23 protein-coding genes are annotated in these 16916 nt (G+C 59.4%); 11 read left to right on the plus strand and 12 right to left on the minus strand.

Annotated features, from left to right (window positions below; translation table 11 throughout):
- Nucleotides 1-5 precede the first annotated feature (5 nt).
- The gene (locus H6A07_RS03595; RefSeq protein WP_204813564.1) at nucleotides 6-668 is read left to right on the plus strand and encodes a TetR/AcrR family transcriptional regulator; all 663 of its coding nucleotides are present in this window, start codon (nucleotides 6-8) and stop codon (nucleotides 666-668) included.
- On the opposite strand, the gene H6A07_RS03600 is transcribed toward H6A07_RS03595, so the two are convergent.
- Entirely contained in the window at nucleotides 661-1134 is a 474-nt protein-coding gene (locus H6A07_RS03600; RefSeq protein WP_204813565.1) for a universal stress protein, read from the minus strand. The two genes, H6A07_RS03595 and H6A07_RS03600, sit on opposite strands and share 8 nt — an antisense overlap.
- Nucleotides 1135-1271: 137 nt before the next feature.
- Here H6A07_RS03600 and H6A07_RS03605 point away from each other — a divergent pair, with 137 nt between their 5' ends.
- From H6A07_RS03605 to H6A07_RS03615, 3 genes are read left to right on the plus strand one after another with little or no spacing between them, the layout of a single operon-like run.
- A complete protein-coding gene (locus H6A07_RS03605; protein WP_204813566.1) occupies nucleotides 1272-2111 on the plus strand; it encodes an MBL fold metallo-hydrolase in 840 nt (279 codons plus the stop codon).
- 56 nt (nucleotides 2112-2167) lie between these two features.
- Nucleotides 2168-3685: a zinc ribbon domain-containing protein gene (locus H6A07_RS03610; RefSeq protein ID WP_204813567.1), complete on the plus strand. Its 1518-nt coding sequence runs from the start codon at nucleotides 2168-2170 to the stop codon at nucleotides 3683-3685.
- A 14-nt stretch (nucleotides 3686-3699) separates the two neighbouring features.
- On the plus strand, nucleotides 3700-4203 hold the full coding sequence (locus tag H6A07_RS03615) for an NUDIX hydrolase (RefSeq protein ID WP_204813568.1): 504 nt from the start codon (nucleotides 3700-3702) through the stop codon (nucleotides 4201-4203).
- A 9-nt stretch (nucleotides 4204-4212) separates the two neighbouring features.
- Here the strand turns inward: H6A07_RS03615 and H6A07_RS03620 are convergent, their stop codons facing one another.
- Together H6A07_RS03620 and H6A07_RS10415 are read right to left on the minus strand one after the other, a co-directional pair.
- Complete coding sequence (locus H6A07_RS03620) at nucleotides 4213-4611, minus strand: pyridoxamine 5'-phosphate oxidase family protein (RefSeq protein WP_204813569.1); 399 nt, start codon at nucleotides 4609-4611, stop codon at nucleotides 4213-4215.
- 39 nt (nucleotides 4612-4650) lie between these two features.
- Complete coding sequence (locus H6A07_RS10415; RefSeq protein ID WP_204813570.1) at nucleotides 4651-4962, minus strand: hypothetical protein; 312 nt, start codon at nucleotides 4960-4962, stop codon at nucleotides 4651-4653.
- On the opposite strand from H6A07_RS10415, the gene H6A07_RS10420 reads away from it, so the two are divergent.
- Nucleotides 4919-5200, plus strand: a complete 282-nt coding sequence (locus H6A07_RS10420; RefSeq protein ID WP_204813571.1) for a hypothetical protein — start codon at nucleotides 4919-4921, stop codon at nucleotides 5198-5200. The genes H6A07_RS10415 and H6A07_RS10420 overlap by 44 nt on opposite strands.
- Here H6A07_RS10420 and H6A07_RS03635 read toward each other — a convergent pair.
- On the minus strand, nucleotides 5151-5360 hold the full coding sequence (locus H6A07_RS03635) for a helix-turn-helix transcriptional regulator (protein ID WP_087227011.1): 210 nt from the start codon (nucleotides 5358-5360) through the stop codon (nucleotides 5151-5153). The two genes, H6A07_RS10420 and H6A07_RS03635, sit on opposite strands and share 50 nt — an antisense overlap.
- Before the next feature lie 304 nt (nucleotides 5361-5664).
- The gene (locus H6A07_RS03640; RefSeq protein ID WP_204813572.1) at nucleotides 5665-6306 is read right to left on the minus strand and encodes a TetR family transcriptional regulator; all 642 of its coding nucleotides are present in this window, start codon (nucleotides 6304-6306) and stop codon (nucleotides 5665-5667) included.
- Nucleotides 6307-6438: 132 nt separating this feature from the next.
- On the opposite strand from H6A07_RS03640, the gene H6A07_RS03645 reads away from it, so the two are divergent.
- The 4 genes from H6A07_RS03645 to H6A07_RS03660 all read left to right on the plus strand — a co-directional run bounded on the left by H6A07_RS03645 (nucleotide 6439) and on the right by H6A07_RS03660 (nucleotide 10542).
- Nucleotides 6439-7620 (plus strand): iron-containing alcohol dehydrogenase, encoded by a 1182-nt coding sequence (locus H6A07_RS03645; RefSeq protein WP_204813573.1) that lies wholly within the window; start codon nucleotides 6439-6441, stop codon nucleotides 7618-7620.
- Nucleotides 7621-7672: 52 nt separating this feature from the next.
- Nucleotides 7673-8248 carry a flavin reductase gene (locus H6A07_RS03650; protein WP_204813574.1) on the plus strand — a complete coding sequence of 192 codons (576 nt, stop codon included), beginning with the start codon at nucleotides 7673-7675 and terminating at the stop codon, nucleotides 8246-8248.
- 122 nt (nucleotides 8249-8370) lie between these two features.
- Complete coding sequence (locus H6A07_RS03655) at nucleotides 8371-10029, plus strand: hypothetical protein (RefSeq protein ID WP_204813575.1); 1659 nt, start codon at nucleotides 8371-8373, stop codon at nucleotides 10027-10029.
- Nucleotides 10030-10149: 120 nt separating this feature from the next.
- The gene (locus tag H6A07_RS03660; protein WP_204813576.1) at nucleotides 10150-10542 is read left to right on the plus strand and encodes a hypothetical protein; all 393 of its coding nucleotides are present in this window, start codon (nucleotides 10150-10152) and stop codon (nucleotides 10540-10542) included.
- A 199-nt stretch (nucleotides 10543-10741) separates the two neighbouring features.
- Here the strand turns inward: H6A07_RS03660 and H6A07_RS03665 are convergent, their stop codons facing one another.
- Nucleotides 10742-11998: a hypothetical protein gene (locus tag H6A07_RS03665; protein WP_204813577.1), complete on the minus strand. Its 1257-nt coding sequence runs from the start codon at nucleotides 11996-11998 to the stop codon at nucleotides 10742-10744.
- 2 nt (nucleotides 11999-12000) lie between these two features.
- Entirely contained in the window at nucleotides 12001-12204 is a 204-nt protein-coding gene (locus tag H6A07_RS03670; protein ID WP_204813578.1) for a hypothetical protein, read from the minus strand.
- A gap of 361 nt (nucleotides 12205-12565) precedes the next feature.
- On the opposite strand from H6A07_RS03670, the gene H6A07_RS03675 reads away from it, so the two are divergent.
- Nucleotides 12566-13249, plus strand: coding sequence for a hypothetical protein (locus H6A07_RS03675; RefSeq protein WP_204813579.1), 684 nt, complete (start codon nucleotides 12566-12568; stop codon nucleotides 13247-13249).
- Between the two features lie 56 nt (nucleotides 13250-13305).
- On the opposite strand, the gene H6A07_RS03680 is transcribed toward H6A07_RS03675, so the two are convergent.
- The 5 genes from H6A07_RS03680 to H6A07_RS03700 form a co-directional block, all read right to left on the minus strand.
- Entirely contained in the window at nucleotides 13306-14583 is a 1278-nt protein-coding gene (locus H6A07_RS03680; protein WP_204813580.1) for a cell envelope integrity protein TolA, read from the minus strand.
- A gap of 304 nt (nucleotides 14584-14887) precedes the next feature.
- The gene (locus H6A07_RS03685) at nucleotides 14888-15151 is read right to left on the minus strand and encodes a hypothetical protein (protein ID WP_204813581.1); all 264 of its coding nucleotides are present in this window, start codon (nucleotides 15149-15151) and stop codon (nucleotides 14888-14890) included.
- A 289-nt stretch (nucleotides 15152-15440) separates the two neighbouring features.
- Nucleotides 15441-15719, minus strand: coding sequence for a hypothetical protein (locus H6A07_RS03690; RefSeq protein WP_204813582.1), 279 nt, complete (start codon nucleotides 15717-15719; stop codon nucleotides 15441-15443).
- 1 nt (nucleotide 15720) lies between these two features.
- Entirely contained in the window at nucleotides 15721-15876 is a 156-nt protein-coding gene (locus H6A07_RS03695; protein ID WP_204813583.1) for a hypothetical protein, read from the minus strand.
- Between the two features lie 66 nt (nucleotides 15877-15942).
- A complete protein-coding gene (locus H6A07_RS03700) occupies nucleotides 15943-16524 on the minus strand; it encodes a hypothetical protein (RefSeq protein ID WP_204813584.1) in 582 nt (193 codons plus the stop codon).
- 92 nt (nucleotides 16525-16616) lie between these two features.
- Between H6A07_RS03700 and H6A07_RS03705 the strand changes: the two genes are divergently transcribed.
- Nucleotides 16617-16883, plus strand: coding sequence for a hypothetical protein (locus tag H6A07_RS03705; RefSeq protein ID WP_204813585.1), 267 nt, complete (start codon nucleotides 16617-16619; stop codon nucleotides 16881-16883).
- Nucleotides 16884-16916 lie beyond the last annotated feature (33 nt).

Consider the following 16916-nt stretch of genomic DNA (forward strand, 5'->3'; position numbering starts at 1 on the left):
GGACTATGTCACAGACCGAGCAGAACCCGGGCGAGAAGAACCGGCGGGCCGATAAGGACGGCGAGCGCGTGGACCGCCGCGTGCGCCGGAGCCGCCGCGCCATCGTCGCGGCGTTTGACCGGCTGATCATGGACGAGCCGCTCGAGCGCATCACCGTGAGCCGGATCGCGCGTGAGGCGGACGTGGACCGCAAGACGTTCTACCAGCACTTCGGCTCCGTGGACGGGTTGCTCGACGCCATCGCGGAGGACGTGGTGACGGAGCTTCTCGACGAGGTGGAGCGCACGGCGGGCCCGCGCGCGGACGACTCGGACGCGGGGAGGCCGCTGCACGCCTTCTTTGCCGCGCTCGCCGAGTACCTGAGCGAGAACGTCGTGCTGCAGCAGCGCTACTGCGAGCACGTACCCTCCGAGCTGCTCATCGACCACCTGACGCGCCCGCTCATGCGTCAGGTGGTCGACCGGGGACTTGTGAGCGGCGAGCTGTCGGACGAGGACCTCGAGCTGCTGCTCGCCTTTGGGCTCGGCGGGCTCTTCTCGCTCTACCGGTGGTGGCTGCTCTCGGACCGCGCGCTGCCGCTGGAGGAGCTGACGCGCCGCGCCTGCGAGCTGCTCGGGGAGGGCGTGACGCCGCTTCTGGACCGTCGGGGCGAGGGGCCCGCTACTTGACCGTGAGCACCGGCACGTCCACGGAGCGCAGCACGCCAAAGCTCACGCTGCCGATCATGCCGCGCAGCGCGCCGAGGCCGCGACGGCCCATGACCACGAGGTCGATGTCGTGGCTCTTCACGTAGTCGGCGATGCCCTCGACCGGGGAGCTCGCGATGACCGCGTCCGCCACGATCTGGCACTGCGCGTCGTCGCGCGTCTGGTCGATGAGCTCGCGCGCGTCGGCGCAGGCGTTGTCCGCCACGGACTGCATGATGCGCTCGTAGCTCGTGGGGTCGACCATGGCGTACGGCGTGTCGAGCGTGCCCGCCATGAGCGTGGGGTCGGGCAGCGTCGAGGAGGGGATGACGGTCATCACGTGGACCTTCGCCTCGGGGTAGGGGCCCGCCAGGCTGAGCGCGATGTGCAGGGCGCTCCGGGCGTGCTCGGACTCGTCGTAGGGAACCAGGATGTTTCTGAAGTACATGGTTGCCTCCCTCGTCTGAGACGTGCCGTTTACCTGCGTTATACCCCTCACTCGGCGAGAAGCGCGCCCGCTCGGCGAGCGTTGCCGAAAACTTGCCTAAAAGGGGTCAGACCCCTTTTAGGCAAGGGAGGGGTGCAATGCGGGTCACGGTGCTGATGGAAAACGGTACGCCCTCGAGCCGGCTCGCCGCGCGGCACGGGCTCAGCCTGTGGCTGGAGCTCGCGGACGGCCGGCGCGTCCTCTTTGACATGGGGCCGGACGAGGCGTTTCTCGCCAACGCGCGGACGCTGGGCGTGGACGTGACCACGGCGGACGCGGCGGTGCTCTCCCACGGGCACTACGACCACGGCGGCGGGTTGCCCGCGTTTCTCGCCGCGTGCTCGGACGCCGGGCGCGACGTGCCCGTCTACGTGCGCGAGCACGCCTTCGAGCCGCACGTCTCCGGCACGCTCGAGCGCCATCACGCCATCGGGCTGGACCCGGCGCTCGCCGCCGACCCGCGCGTGGTCACGGTGGGCGAGAAGCACGACCTGGGCAGCGGGCTCATGCTCTTCTCGACCGCGCGGCGCGCCCATCCCGTCGCCCGCTCCAACGCGCGCCTGCTCATGCGGGGCGCGGACGGCGCGCTCGTGCCTGACACGTTCACGCACGAACAGAGCCTGCTCGTGGAGGAGGACGGCCGGCACGTCCTGGTCTCCGGCTGCTCGCACGGCGGCATCCTCAATCTCATGGACGCTGCGGAGGAGCTCGCGGGCGCCCCGCTCGACGCGGTGGTGGCCGGCTTCCACCTCATGGACCCGAGCGGCGGCACGGTCGAGGACGCCCGGCTCACGCGCGCGCTCGCCCGGGAGCTGGCCGTCCGGCCCGCGCGCTACCTCACGTGCCACTGCACCGGCACCGACGCCTTTGCCCTGCTGCGCGACGAGCTCGGCGAGCGCGTGCGCTATCTCCACGTCGGCAGCCGCGCGGACGTGTAAAGTTGGGGGAGGCCACGGACGGCCACGGGAGACCACGGGCGATCAAAGGAGCGACCATGTCACGGACGTGTCCCAGCTGCGGATCTCCGCTCTCCGACGCCGCGAGGTTCTGCACCGCGTGCGGCGCGAGGCTCGACGTCCCCGCTTCGTCGGGGGCCGCGGGTCCTGCCCCGCGCCGGCGCGGGCGCGGAATCGTCGTCCTTATCGTCTGCTGCGTGGTCGTCATCGTCTGCGCCGTGGCCGTGGGGTGCCTGTGGCACTTCAGGGTGGGGCCGTTCGCGCCCGCCGAGGTGGTCGTGGCCCGGCTGGAGGACATCCCCGACGAGGCGTTTCGCGCCTACCTCGCCGAGCGCGTCGACACCAACGAGAGCGGGGCGATCTCCGAGGAGGAGGTTGCCGCCACGACGTCGCTCGGCTCGCCCGACGCGCCCGACGAGGTGGGAAACGGGCTCTGCGACCTGGGGATCACCGACCTCACGGGCATCGAGCACCTCACGAGCCTCCAGAGCCTGGCCTGCTCCGGCAACGCGCTCGCCTCGCTTGACCTCTCCGCGAACACGCAGCTCGCCGACGTGGCTTGCAACGACTGCGGCCTGACCGAGCTCACCCTGCCCTCCTCGGACGCGCTGCGGGCCGTGCACGCGACCGGCAACCCGGACCTCGGGACGCTCGACCTCTCGGGGTGCCCGTCGGTGAGCGACGTCCTTCTCGACGAGGCCACCCAGGTCGTTGGCACGGCGCCGGACGAGGGCTTTGACGCAGTGCCCGTGGAGGACCTGGCGCTCGTCTATCTGGCTGCGGACGCGTTTGGGCAGACCGACCAGACCCTCGGGGCCGTTGGCCCGTCCGCGCCGGGCGAAGATCCCGACTTCGACGCCGCCCTCGTCTTCCTCATGGTCTACCCGCACCAGTTCGGCGACCGCCCGACGCTCGCGCCCGGCTCGAACTCCTACGGCCTGACCTACGAGAGCGCGGACGTCTCCACGTACCTCGTTCCCGAGGCGACGGTGCGGCGGATCATCTCGTCCTTCTACGGGAGCTGTCCCGACGACCTGGGCTATCTGAACGGGACCCTGCTCGAGCCCGCCGAGGGCGGCTGGTCGCTGAGCGCCGCCGACGGGCCCTTCGCCCGGACCATCCAGACGGACGGCTGGCAGGCCTACGGCAGCTACGTCACCTGCTCCGCCACGGTCACGTACGCGGACGGCGTCGCCGACAACGTGGTGGCGACCTACGACGTGACCGCGCGCCGCGACGAGGGCAGCGTCTTTGGCTACAGCCTCTGCGAGCGGCCCGTTCGCACGAGTTCGGAGGTGCAGGAGGGCACGGGCCTGGACCCGACCGGAGGGTCGGGGGGCGAGCCGCTCGACTACTACGCCTACGCGGTCGTGCAGCTGGACGCAGCGGGGCTCATCCCCGAGGACGCGGTCGTCATGCTGGACTCCGAGACCGAGGACACCCTCTTGATCCACGTCTTTGCCGACATGGGCGACCACGTGGCGACCTACGGCTGGTACGAGCTCGACAAGAGCACACTCGAGATTACCGACACCATCTTTGGCACGACGATCTGAGGGGCGAGAAGACCATGGCGACACCTGAGTTCATCCTGCGTCTGCGCGAGAAGATCGGCCATGATCTGCTGTGGCTTATCGGGGTCTCCGCCTATGTGGTGGACGACGCCGGGCGCGTGCTGCTGGGCCGGCGCGCGGACACGGGCGAGTGGGCGCTCGTCTACGGCATCAACGAGCCGGGAGAGGAGCCGGCGGACACCGTGATCCGCGAGGTCGCGGAGGAGACGGGCGTGGACGTGGTGCCCACGGACCTGGTGCGCGTGGCCGCCCAGCACTACGAGACCGTCTACGCCAACGGTGACTGCACGCAGTACCTGGACCTGCTGTTCGTCTGCCGGGTCGCCGAGGGCGGCAGCGCCGACCCGCGCGTGGGCGACGACGAGAGCCTGGCGGTGGGCTGGTTCGCGCCGGACGCGCTGCCCGAGCCGCTGGCCGCGTCCACGACGGAGCGCCTCGCCGCTCTCGCCGCTTGGCGCGAAGCGGGTGCGAGCGCGGCGCTCTTCTCGTTTGGGGCGTGACGCTGGCCGCTACCAGCGGATCGTGTAGGGGTCCCTGGTGAACGAGCAGAACGTGGCGGTCACGTTCTCCAGCGCAAAGACCTCGCAGTTGCCGTCGTCCGCCGCGTACAGGGGCTGCAGGTCGGGATACTCGGCGAGCACGGCCTCGCGGGCCTCCAGACGGTCGTCGAGCACGGCGTCGGCCTCGAGGCGCAGCCACGTGCCGTCGGCGCCCGTCGCGCAGATCGCCACGCGCGGGTGGGCGAGCATCTGGTCGGAGACGGCCTTGACCTTTCCGGTCTGGATGTAGAGCCTGCCCTCGAACTTGGCGATGGTGCCAAAGGGACGCACCTGCGGGTCGCCCTTCTCGTCCACGGTCGCCAGGAAGTACGTGGGATTGGCCTTGAGGTAGGCGAGAACCTCGTCCATGGGTGCTCCCTTCGCGCGAAAACGGCTGTTGGCGCTACTTTACTCCGCTGCGGGAGCGGCGAGGCGCTGCTTGTAGTAGATCTTCACGGCGAGCAGGACGAGCGCGAGAAATACCAGCGTGGCCGCCACGGAGACCATGGACTCAAAGCCCACGAGCGCCCCGACGAAGACGGCCACCACGGCGAGCGCTGGTAGCAGCCGGACGTAGGCGCGCGCGACCTCGCGCTCGAGGTGGGCCTGGAGCTCGTCGTTCTCGCGGGCGAGGAAGCGTCGCAGCTCGGTCTCGTCTTGGAGGGCGCGGCGCAGGTTGAGGACCTGTCGTGCGGTGATGCCGGCGGCGACAGTAAACATGCCCACCATGAACCCCGAGAGAAAGCCTGAGGCGCGCACGTCTCCGCGCAGGGCGGGGAGCGCGTCGGTCGTGATGAGTGCGACCAGGGATACCCATGCGACGAACATGACGGCGAGCAGGATTCTCTCGCGACGCAGGCGGCGGCGGATGGCGGTGCGCAGCGCTTCGGCGGTGTTCTTCATGGTGATCACAGCTCCTCGTCTATCTCGGAAAAGTCAAAGACGTCCTCGATCGTGAGGCCAAAGTGCCGGGCGATCTTGTAGGCGAGCGGCAGGGAGGCGGTGTATTTGCCCACCTCGATGGACGTGATGGTCTGCCGCGTGGTGCCCACGGCGTCGGCGAGCTCGGCCTGGCTCATCTTGCGCGCGCGGCGCAGCTCCTTGATGCGCGTTCGCATGGGCCTCCTCTCGTGCCGGAGTTATGCAAAGCTTGCTTTGCAATATAAGCATAGTACGCTTTGCAAGAAATGACAAGCAGGCTTTGCAAAGAGTCGGTAAGGTCACGCATGGGGCCGCTGGGCGAGAAGTACCTGGTGCCGGAATTGGGACGTATGCGTGTGCGCGGCACGCATACGTCCCAATTCCGGCACCATTCGCACGCATATGAGGCTATTTCGGCACCGCGGCACGCAGATGCCAGAAATCAGGCGCCAGGGGTTTTCTCGCGCGGGGCCCAGGCCCCGGGTTCTTCTCGACAGCGTGCTACCGTGCGTAGTGCCCGAGGCACATCCCTATGAAATCGCGCATCTCGGCGCGGAAGTTGGTCTCGGGACGCTCGATCTCAAGCCGCGAGAGCGCCTCCGCGATGAGCGGGTTGCTCCAGCAGGAGCTGACGAGGCCCGTGGCGTGGTAATAGACGGCCAGCAGCAGGGGCTCCACGCGCTCCGGCGCGATTCCGGCGACCTGCGGCAGGCGCTCGCGCATCTCGGCCACGCGATCGTAGTAGCCGCGCTTGAAGACCATGAGGCGCTCGACGGTGACGTTGGTCTCCACGATGGTCGTGAGCAGGTCGCCCAGGCGGAAGTACTCCTGGTGCGCGTCGGCGACGTCGGCCCAGGCGTCGGCGACGGCGGCCGCGTCGGGCGTGCGGCCCTCGTCCAGCGCGGCGAGAAGGGCATCGAAGTAGGCGTTGCACTCGTCCCCGGTGAGCAGGAGGAAGATCTCCTCCTTGGTGGTCACGTACTTGTAGAGGTTGGCGCGCGACCAGCCGAGCTCCTCGGCGATCGTGGTGAGCGTGATCTCGTGGTAGGGGCGCTCGGCGAACTGCCGGCGCACGGCGCCCTTGATCTCGTCGAGGCGCTGCCCCTTCTGCTCGGGGCTTCTCGCCCTGATGAACTCGGCCATGGATCCTCCGTACGGTTGCTGGGGGAAGTATACCGCAGGCGGATGCAGAATAAGTGAAGCCATGTCACTTATTACTTTACAAGTGACGAAGTGTCACTTACTATGAGGCCACGCCACAGCGAAAGGAGACCCATGCTCGGCAACTTCACCTATCACAACCCCACCAAGCTCATCTTTGGCACGGACGCGATGGACGCCCTCGCGGCGGAGCTCGCGAACTACGGCCAGAACGTCCAGCTCATCTACGGCGGTGGCTCCATCAAGAGGAACGGCATCTACGACCAGGTGATCTCGGCGCTTGCGGCGGCCGGCAAGACCGTCGTGGAGGACGCGGGCGTCATGCCCAATCCCACGGTCGAGAAGCTCCGCGAGGGCGTGCGCATCGCGCGCGAGAACCATGTGGACTTCCTGCTCGCCGTGGGCGGCGGCTCCTGCATCGACTACGCCAAGGCCGTGGCCGTCTCCGCGAACCTGCCGGAGGGCGTGGACCCCTGGCAGAAGTACTGGGTAGACTTCGACGAGCCGTCGGCGGACCTTGACGTGCTGCCCGTGGGCTCGGTCCTCACGATGGTGGGCACGGGATCGGAGATGAACTGCGGCTCGGTCATCACCAACCACGAGACCAAGATGAAGGTCGGCCACGTCTTCGCGGACGACCGCGTGTTCCCGCGCTTTGCCGTGCTGAACCCCGAGTTCACCTACTCGCTGCCGAAGTACCAGATGGTGTCCGGCATCTTCGACGTCATGAACCACATCACCGAGCAGTACTTCTCGGGCACGGACGACAACACGTCCGACTACCTCTCCGAGGGCCTCATGCGGTCGCTCGTTACCGCCAGCCGCGCCGCCGTGGCCGATTCGCAGGACTACGAGGCTCGCTCCAACATCATGTGGTGTGCCACCTGGGCGCTCAACACGCTCGTCTCGCGCGGCAAGTCCACGGACTGGGAGGTCCACATGCTCGGCCAGGCCGTGGGTGCCCACACCGACGCCACGCACGGCATGACGCTCGCCGCCGTGGCGCTGCCGTACTACCGTCTGGTCATGCCGTATGGGGTCGAGAAGTTCGCGCGCTTCGCGATCAACGTCTGGGGCATCGCGCCCGAGGGCCGCACGACCGAGGAGCTCGCTGCCGCCGGCCTCGACGCCATGGAGGCCTGGATGCGCGAGATCGGCTGCGTCATGAACATCACCGAGCTCGGCGCCACCGAGGACATGGTCGAGGCCATCGCCGACTCCACCCTCGTCATGCAGGGCGGCTACCACGTGCTCACCCGCGATGAGATCGTCCAGGTCCTCCGCGCCAGTCTGTAAATTGGGGACAGTCCCCAATTCGCACAAAAGTTTGATATTAAAGAGAATTGACGTGAAGAAGAACATCGGGTCCAAGCCCGCCCTCTACCCCGTGCCCGTGATCGTGGTGGGTGCCATGAACGGCGACGAGCCAACCTGGACGCTCGTGGCACACACAGGCATCCCGAGCCACAGCAAGATTATGGTGAGCCTCGCCGGCGCACACTTCATCAACGGCTGCATCAAGCAGACCGGCGTGCTCTCCGTGAACGTGGTCGACGAGTCCTGGCTCGACCACGCGGACCTCTGCGGCAGCGTGAGTGGTGCGCGCCAGAGCAAGGCCGACGTCTTCGCCTGGACGGCGGGCGAGGCCGGCGCCCCGCTCATCGACGACGCCAAGCTCTCCATGGAGTGCCGCGTGGAGGACGTCTACGAGATTGACCACTTCGAGAACTTCATCTGCTCGATCGCGGGCACCTACGCGGACGACTCCATCGTGACCGAGGACGGCAAGGTGAACGTGGCCGCCCTGCGCCCCGTGCTCTTTGAGATGCCCACCTACACCTACCTCGCCACGGGCGAGAAGATCGCCGACTGCCTGAGCTTCGCCCGCACGCGTAAGGCGCCGGCCGAGGTGACGCGCAGCTAGCGGGGCCGCTTGGGTATCCGTTGTCTCGGCCATTTAGGGAAGGCAAGTATCTGGACTACAACGAGCGTCTAAGCCTGTTCAGCAACCTGCGTTACCTGTCTTACAACACAAAGGCAAGAACGGTGCTGGAAGACGTTCTTTCTTGGTTCAACCCGCAGACATACGCAGGGCATACCTGCGACGAAGGGCAGATAAGGGCAAAGTTCAGGGATTGCACGTTGAAGCCCGTCCCGATTGTGCGGGGCAGGGGCGGCAAGCTGGTTACAGTTCCAGAGTTCTTCGGGGACGATATAGACATACCGATTACGCCGCAGTGCTCGAAAGTGACAATGCAAGAGCTGGACGCTTGGATGGATGAAGCAGTGCCCGCCTTCCTGAACGACAGAACGGGTAACGTCCGCATACTAAAGAGCCAAACTGGAAGTGGGAAGACAAAGAGAGTAATCGACTGGTTGCTAGCCCTTCCAGACCTGTATGAGAAAAAGATAATCTACTCGGCACCAAAGCACGACAACTTGAAGGAGTTCGAAGAGCGTTTCTTGGCTAAGGCGAGCTTCAACCAAACGGGACTGATTCACAGGTGCCCGCCAAAGGAAGTGAGTCAAGAGGACGTCTTCTATCTACAGCTAGGGTTGCCCGCAAAGACTAAGAGTGCGGAACGAAAGGGCTTCATAGACAAGCTGTTCAACGAAGAGGATAAGGGCATTTTCCTGATAACGCACAGCCTTCTAACCGCTTTGAGCGGCTTAGGCCCTGACATGATAATTATTGACGAAGAGATAGATTCCTCTCTTGTCAAAGAGACGAAGATAGAACTCGCCAACTTAGCTAGCGTCATTCCGTTCTTGGATACCGATACAGCTAAGAAGCTTCTTGACTTCATAGACGAAATCAAGAGCCGCGACAGGGCAGACGGCATAGAAATAGACCTGTCATTCCTGCGGCAGGAAGTAGCACCGCAGCTGAGAGAGCAGGTAGACGCTTATCTAGCCACGACGAACGCCGCAAATATAGCCGCAGGGTTCTTTTACTGTATGGAGAACGACGGCAAGCTATCCAAGGGAAAGGCTGGTACTAACTGTATCCGTATCGTTAGAAAGAGCACGCTGATTGAAGAGTGCTCGAACAGGCTAATACCCGTGCGGATATTCACGGCAACGCCGATGAACAAGCGTACTGAGAAGTACTACGACGTACAGATAGAGGTTCTTGAAGCCCCTTTAGCCGCTAACATAGGCCGCATAATCCAGTATCGCGGCTGTAGTGGTGCCAAGGGCAAGAACAATGAAAAGCTACCAGCACTAGCCGAATACATGAAGTCCGTCCTGCCCGCAGACGTGATAGAGAACTCGCCGCTTCTAACGTTCAAGTGCGACAGTGAGCAAGAAAGGGACTTCTGGAAAGAACAGGGATTCAACCTTGCCAATGACGGAAGCAAGCAGATTCACTTTGCCAACAACAGCGGCTTAGACCTGTTCAAAGGAAGAACAATCATAGTTGCTGGAAAGTTCGACCTGCCGCTACAGTCATACCAAGATTTGTGGGATGACATAGGAGACGGCTCAGAGCTTGAGCGGCAGAACCAGAACGTACCGCTAAACGGCGTTGAACAAACGCTGTATCTCTACACTGAACCAGAGATGCGGGATATGCAGATAGAGCGGCTTGAAAACGCCGTAGAACAGGCCGCAGGAAGAGCAAGGACGCTCAGGGAAGAGGGGGCTACTGTCTACCTCTTCTGCAACTTTGTCATTGCGGATGCGGACGAAGTACACGACTAGCTAACCGCGAATGGAGTATGGGCGGAGGTAGGGGGGTGGTTTTATGATTTTTAGCTTTTCGAGCTGAAAAAACGCTCTTCCCCCGTCCAACGCACACTCCCAAGGAGAAAGGGGAAAGGTATGAGCATAGTAAATGATTATTTCCTTTGGTACCGCGTTTGGAACAGGCACGAGCTGCTAAAGAACGCTCAGCGACAGATAATGATTGACGCAGTGCCGCACGCAAGCAGCAAGCAGATGGCTGAGTATCTGTTGAATGCCTTGGATTTCGACAGCCGAATAAGCAAGAGAACAAGGCAGTTGAAGCAACAGACGGACAAGGGCGGCTATCAGGCGGACTACGTAGGGGACGCACAGATAGAGAAGGTTCACGAGTTTTGTAGTGAGCAGATACGTTCTGACTGGGACGCTCCAATAAGCCAAGAGCAGTTCGAAGAGACGCTTTTCTTTGAAGCTGTACAGGACGAACTAAAGAAGTTCCCTGAGAAGGTAGACGTAAAGTTGCGGCTGTAGGCGAAAAACGAGACACTTTAGCCTGATAAATCAAGCTTATTTGGTAACGTATCGTATGTTAGGTGCTGAACGTTTTTCATATCTATAACGTCGAAAAACAACCTAACATTCAGGCTATTTCACGATATATCGGCACAAAACAGATACGGGCACCTACCTTTGCGGCGGGTGCCCGTATTTTCGTTTGGTTATTCGACTTTTATGCTCCGCCGTATGTACCCGTCCACTGTAGGTTCCATGTACCGTAACTGCACTCAATGACGATATAGTACATATTCCCCTCCTGCACGGGAACGCTCGTGTCTACCGCATAACTTCCGATTTCGTTTGCCACAAGCGAATAGTGGTTCTGGTTTGAGTCCAAGATTCTGACGATGAAGTTGCCGGTACCCTCGTACGACCCAGAGAAATCAAACGAATCTGAGCAGGCATAGACCCGGTACATTGATTTGCCGTCTTCGTTTACCAATAACTCGTCCTTCTTCGAGCTGTCACCAGAAATTGAATCTTGCGACCCGCCTGTATCATCTTGTTCGACAGCAGGTTCATCGAAGGTAAACTCAAGGTGTGGCTCAGAATCAAATTGACCAGCATCTATTGGCTCTTTTTCCGCGAGTGATAAAAGAATAAACTCTAGGTTTAGCCCAAACCCGCTCCAACCGGAGTTTTCGCAATACAGAACAAGCTGCGAAATGACATCTTCAGCGTTTCTGCCGTTCAATTGCATGCAATATAAAATCATTTCTGTCGGCGAATCGTTCTCTCTCTCAGTTCTCGACACCGCAACCAAGAGTGCGTCCTCGCCTCCCATTGTTGTCGGTGCGAACTGGAAATCATAGCGATACTGAAGGTCAGTATTGCCACTAGATGCATATTGCTGATAGGCGACCCCATCTTCAGTTTGATTGGTGAACCCGGCTAAAGCAACGAGCTCATCCAGGGACAGCCCCTTGCATTGCTCGGAATCAAATTTGAGATAAATGTACGAGTAGTATCTGTCTGAATCTCCAGCATTCGCATGAATACCGTAGTCCTCGATGTCTATCTCAACAGACGTCTCATCAAGTCCAGATTCATTGTACGCACGGAGGTACTCACTGGGCAGGCCGGTCATGCCATACTCTTCAAGACTTGTTCGCATATCCCACAGCCGATTCAACTCGAACTCAGTTGGGAAGCCGCCATGCTTTTCTGCGAAATCGCGATATTGCTCCGTGTTAGCGTTTGAGACGAGCTGCGTCCAAGCGTCGGCAACCTCTTCGGGGTTACCGTTGGATAGCTGTGCGTCTATCTTGTCAAGCTCCTTCTGGATGTTGTCGAGACGCTCTTGTTCGGCAGCCCTTTCTGCGTTATTCGAATTAACGTAAACGGCTGTGGGCGCGGCTATGGCTACGATGACGGCAAGGGCTATGAATACCAGCAACCTCTTATGCCCGAGAAAGAATGTGCCCTTCACTGCTACCCCTTCATTCTTTTTAGTAGGAGGTGCGTGCAAATAAGTGTGATGGCCGCCGGGTCGTCCAGCGCTTCGTCAATGCCGTCCACAACGTATTCCGGGTTGTGAGTCGGCAACTTGTCGTGATATTCAAGGAGCTCTTTGACGCTGGTTATTTTTTGTCTGTCGATTGTTTCGATTAGATTGAGGATGGCGGGTACGTCCATAACCTGCTCCTTCCAAAAGCAGCCCATTAGAGACTGTGGAAGAAGTCCCGCGTGTCAAACAGTGAGGGGGAGTCTCCGCCCACAGTTGCCATACTGCCCTTGGTGTTCACGGTATACGTGAGTCACATCAGGGAGGGAGAAGACTCCCCCTGACTAGAGACTCACGGAAACTATGTTGTGAATACCACCCGTTAGGGCGGCAGTGTGGCAACTTGGATTCTATCAGAGAGGGTGGTTGTTGACACTAAGCCAACAGCTAAGAAAAAGGGACGCCCCGCAAGGGGACGCCCCGCAAATCAAGACTTGTTGCCCGCCCTACTCTTGGGACTCTCGCTTCTGAGCACGCTTCTCCGCTGCCGCCATGTTCGCGGGCTTCTGGGGAGACGGGCTTATCCCCAACACCTCAACCGCACTCTTGGTTGAGCCTATCGAGAACTCTTTCGCGGTGGTGGTGAATCCCGGTGACGCCTTCATCAAGGGACGCTTCTACCAGAACACCGAGGACAGGCAGTTCACTCTATCCAACGGCAATTCCCAAGAGCGGGTGGACTACATAGCACTACGCTTCGACTCGGAGAAGCGAAGCGTCTACCTCAAATACTTGGAGGGTGCGGAAGGGGAGGGAAACCCGCTTTTCGCACGCTCAACCGGACTCTTCGACTTGCTGTTGGCGAAGATAACCGTTCCCGCCAACGCTCAGTTCCTCACGGACGAGATGGTTGAGGACTTGCGTGGAACGAGTGATTGCCCTTGGATAAACCTACGCTTCGACTTGGACGCTATCACTTCCAGTTTTCAAGCGTGGTACGACAACGTTAGGCAACTCTTGGACGAGGACGTTGCCGTACAGCTCCAAGAGCAGATAGACGAGAACGCGGATAACATCACAACGCTCAACTCGACTATCGCCAACTTGGTAGTACAGAACCAACAACTCCAAGAGCAACTTGAGAATGAACGCAAGTACGACAACGTTATCAAGGACGGTAATATCTACCTGAACACACGTCCGTATGACCCAACCATTGATACAGACATTCCATAACGAAACGGGCACCCACCTCTTGCGGCGGGTGCCCGTTTTTTGTATTAGCGCGACTCTTACTCCTCTTCCTCTTCTTCATCCTCTATAACCGGACAATCACCTTCCAAAAGCCAGAGGTGATAGGGTTCAACCTCTATCGACACTCCACGTATGGTTGACAGCTCTACATCATCGTAAAGCTGAATCAGCACATCGGCTTCGAAGGTGCTGGGCTTTTTGGCTTTGCGGACGTTGCGGTTGCGCAGGGTGCTGTAAGTATTAAGGTAGCCTTCGAAACCAAGCTCTTCCGTATAACAAATGTGTCCGAATCCATCGCCGCAAAAATATCCCTCTCCGATAACCTCGTTATTGAGTTTAGCGACTAGTCGAAGAGAACCATCAATAATCGCGAGTGTGTTGAAGAAGTGGGGGTAACCAACTGTTACCTCTATTGTTGCGACAAGGTTTTTATGTGACTTGCTGAACTTCCTTTCTTTTACAGTCACTTGCAGAGAATCGAAGTACTTGGCTGACTCTTTATCATCTGAGCAAATGCGTCCATCAATCGCATCTTTGAAATAGCCGAGTTCTTCAAGAAAACCCTCTGCACGAATCGCCTCTGTGTCTTCGTCTGTTGGCTTGGAAAATGTTTCCTGAAGAGTATTTTGGAGCGAATCATATGTAGCTTGCGCGCGTTCGTTCTGGGCGCGGGTTCTATCTGCGGCAGCAACACCGGCGGCTGTTCCAAAAAGTGCGCTATTGATGGTTGCCGACGCAACCGTGCTTTTGGGCTTTGGCTTCATTCCAGCAGAAGCGATGAATTGCCCGCGCAGCTTTATTCGTTCGTGCCAATCATCTACGAGCTTCTTACAAATCTTCATTTGCTCAAGCGTGTTCGTATAATATTTTTCTTTTCCAATAAGTTCAGCGCGCGCCTTCTCAGCTTGAACCTCATCGCACTCTTGCCGCCTTGCGGCATCCTTCTTCTCGCGTTCTGCGGCTTCGAAACGCTCCTTGCCAAGCTCAAAATATCTTTGAATGTCCCGTTCACTCATGTTTGAATCGTTGAGGATGTTGCGAGCGACAAGAATAATTTCAGATTCGTTTGAACTCCAATCAACAATCTTCCTTTTGCGGCAACCGCGATAAAGGGTGTCGACTTTCTTGAAGTATTCGTCTTCTTCACGTTGCTTCTGTTCGGCTATGGCACGAGCCTTCGCTTCCTCTGCCTGTTTTTGTTCGGCCTCATCTTGTGCCTTTGCCTTTTTGGCGGATTGATATGTGCCGATAGCTCCGAGAATGGCGATGAAAGCAGCAAAGATAATAACAATGAGATTGTGTGAATTGGCATCCATGCTCGCTCCTTCCAAAAGCAGTCCGATAGAGACTGTGGAAGAAGTCCCATACATCAAGACAGTGAGGGGGAGTCTCCGCCCACAGTTGGCACACTGCCTTCGGTGCCTACGTGTACGTAAGCAGTCTCAGGGAGGGAGAAGACTCCCCCTGACTACCGCTTACGCTAGGTTGTTAGGCACCACCCGTTAGGGCGGCAGTGTGGCAACTCTGATTCTACCAGAGGGGTAGAGGAATATAATTTAGCTACGAGCTAAGAAAAAAGGGCGCTCCGCGAGGGAACGCCCCGATTGTCATACGCTTTACCTAATAATTACGTGAAATCTTAAGCAGGGTTTGCTGCTCTTCAGAAAAGGTTGCTTGGAACTCCTCTGAATGGAACACATCACTGAAACCCTCAACTCCATCCTTATCAAGGGCTGCGGACAATAGCGCCTTCTGCTCGTCGGTTAGGCTATTGAGAAGTTCTTTGTATGCGTCTGCCGCACGCCGACCCCTCTTTTTTGCTCTCTCCAACCTCCGTTGGATGTCCAGAGACTCTATGAAGTTCAGGGTGTCCCACGGTTCCACCTTTGTCACTCCTCGTCCTTCTTCGGGCTGTTCCTCTTTGCTTGCTCCTTGAACTGCGCAGTCTTCATATCGAAGAACTCAAGATACTGCTCGCCGTACACGTCTAGAAGAATGTCCTCAGCCGCAGTCTCGAAGTAGGCTTTAACCTTAGTCTTGATTTGCTTGTAAATCTTCGAATACTTCTCCTCCTTTTCATCGCGGATGAATTGAAGGACGTTCTTGTAGTAGTTGAGGTTGGTGCGGACAGTCTGAGCGACAGTCTTAAAGTGCTCGCCGTTGGTGAACGAGACTAGGAAACACCCGTCCCATCCGCCTGCTCTTCGATAGACTCTTTGTAGCGTGACATATAGAAGGAAATCCGCTCCTCCCTGTCAGTAATGTCTTTGGATGCCTCACAGTAGAGAGCCTTCTGCTCCTCCGATAGAGAGCCAAACCACGCAAGGAACTGGTTCACCCTTTCGTCGCGGGCTTTGGCTTCCCCATCCAACTGTTCACACAGTCTCTCAGTCTCGGCAATTATGGACTCGGTTCCGAGAAGCTGATAAACGTTCCATAATGCTTTGTCCACGTCACTCACCCCTCTTCGCCGCACGCTTCGCCGCAGCCGCCTTGTTGCGGGCGTTCTCCTCCTCGATGTAGGAATCACGGAACTCGCGATAGTCGGTGTAGTAGTCGCAGAGCATATCTTCGCTTGCGAGGACGAAGTAATCCTCAAAGTCGTTCATAAGCTTGTTGTAGACGGCGGCGTAATCGTCGCTAGGCTCCTCGTTGAGGAACTGCTCGAAGTTGCGTTAGGCGGCAAGGTTCGAGCGGAGAGTCATAGTCACAGACTTGGTGTGCGGTGTGGAGAACTCCATCCCCTGAGTCCTGTTCTCCTCAGAGAAGAACTCGCAAATATCGAGAGCGTCACCGAGGATTGCGGTGTCCTCGTCGCTACTGTACTGAGCAATGAGAGTGTCGCGGATTGCCGCAAGCTCGGGGTGCTCGGTGATAACCTCGTCCGCCTTAGCCTCAGCGTCATTGTCAAAGTACTCTTCCGCGAACTTCTTGTGAACGCGGGCAAGCTGCTTCACATTCCACTTCTTCATAGGAAAGCCCCTTTCTTCAGTTACTTGGCAAGCTTTAGTTTGCTTCTTTCCGCTTGCGGTGGCGATAATGCGACTCTCCAACTCCTCTAGTTCGTTGCCGACTCTTAAGTAAGAGTCTTCGTCTATGACTTGCATATACAAGTCGAACCACCGCCGTACAAGCTCTTGCGTCTCTTGGTTGTCCAATAGAGTCAAGGCAACGGCAAGCACGGTGTAACGCTCGCCGAACTCAGCCATATCCCGCATTAGCCCGTCTCGGCACTCTTGGAGGGTGTGGTTGAACATAGCATCATCTTTTCCTTGTACCGCCTCCTTGTACGCGGTGGGAACAATTGCGCTCCCGCTGTTAATGACGATGCTGACGTTACTACTACGGCATGACGGCCCAGCTCAAGGCCGTGATCGACCGGTTCTGCTCCGAGAACTCCGCCATCACGGCGCGCCGGCTGCGCTCCGTCCTTCTCGCCGTGGCGTGGAACGCGGACGGCTGGACCTTCGACGCGCTCGAGGCGCACTACGACGCGCTTGTCCGCTACCTCGACCTGCGCGACTGCGGGCGCGTGCTCGGCTGCGGCACCCCGTCCATGACGCGCGCCACGGACGCTCCACGGCGCGCCTTCGAGCTGGGGCGCTCGCTGCGGTAGCGTCCGCGCTTGCCCGCGCGGCCGCGTCGTGTG

Origin of the sequence: Olsenella uli (assembly GCF_016899935.1) — a bacterium.
Lineage (GTDB): Bacteria > Actinomycetota > Coriobacteriia > Coriobacteriales > Atopobiaceae > Thermophilibacter > Thermophilibacter uli_B.

Bases quoted from the DNA above. Each gene is read 5' to 3' on its own strand.
- H6A07_RS03595 (WP_204813564.1), top strand. From the start codon at position 6: ATGTCACAGACCGAGCAGAACCCGGGCGAGAAGAACCGGCGGGCCGAT.
- H6A07_RS03600 (WP_204813565.1), bottom strand. From the start codon at position 1,134: ATGTACTTCAGAAACATCCTGGTTCCCTACGACGAGTCCGAGCACGCC.
- H6A07_RS03605 (WP_204813566.1), top strand. From the start codon at position 1,272: ATGCGGGTCACGGTGCTGATGGAAAACGGTACGCCCTCGAGCCGGCTC.
- H6A07_RS03610 (WP_204813567.1), top strand. From the start codon at position 2,168: ATGTCACGGACGTGTCCCAGCTGCGGATCTCCGCTCTCCGACGCCGCG.
- H6A07_RS03615 (WP_204813568.1), top strand. From the start codon at position 3,700: ATGGCGACACCTGAGTTCATCCTGCGTCTGCGCGAGAAGATCGGCCAT.
- H6A07_RS03620 (WP_204813569.1), bottom strand. From the start codon at position 4,611: ATGGACGAGGTTCTCGCCTACCTCAAGGCCAATCCCACGTACTTCCTG.
- H6A07_RS10415 (WP_204813570.1), bottom strand. From the start codon at position 4,962: ATGTTTACTGTCGCCGCCGGCATCACCGCACGACAGGTCCTCAACCTG.
- H6A07_RS03635 (WP_087227011.1), bottom strand. From the start codon at position 5,360: ATGCGAACGCGCATCAAGGAGCTGCGCCGCGCGCGCAAGATGAGCCAG.
- H6A07_RS03640 (WP_204813572.1), bottom strand. From the start codon at position 6,306: ATGGCCGAGTTCATCAGGGCGAGAAGCCCCGAGCAGAAGGGGCAGCGC.
- H6A07_RS03645 (WP_204813573.1), top strand. From the start codon at position 6,439: ATGCTCGGCAACTTCACCTATCACAACCCCACCAAGCTCATCTTTGGC.
- H6A07_RS03660 (WP_204813576.1), top strand. From the start codon at position 10,150: ATGAGCATAGTAAATGATTATTTCCTTTGGTACCGCGTTTGGAACAGG.
- H6A07_RS03670 (WP_204813578.1), bottom strand. From the start codon at position 12,204: ATGGACGTACCCGCCATCCTCAATCTAATCGAAACAATCGACAGACAA.
- H6A07_RS03675 (WP_204813579.1), top strand. From the start codon at position 12,566: ATGTTCGCGGGCTTCTGGGGAGACGGGCTTATCCCCAACACCTCAACC.
- H6A07_RS03680 (WP_204813580.1), bottom strand. From the start codon at position 14,583: ATGGATGCCAATTCACACAATCTCATTGTTATTATCTTTGCTGCTTTC.
- H6A07_RS03695 (WP_204813583.1), bottom strand. From the start codon at position 15,876: ATGAACGACTTTGAGGATTACTTCGTCCTCGCAAGCGAAGATATGCTC.
- H6A07_RS03700 (WP_204813584.1), bottom strand. From the start codon at position 16,524: ATGTTCAACCACACCCTCCAAGAGTGCCGAGACGGGCTAATGCGGGAT.
- H6A07_RS03705 (WP_204813585.1), top strand. From the start codon at position 16,617: ATGACGGCCCAGCTCAAGGCCGTGATCGACCGGTTCTGCTCCGAGAAC.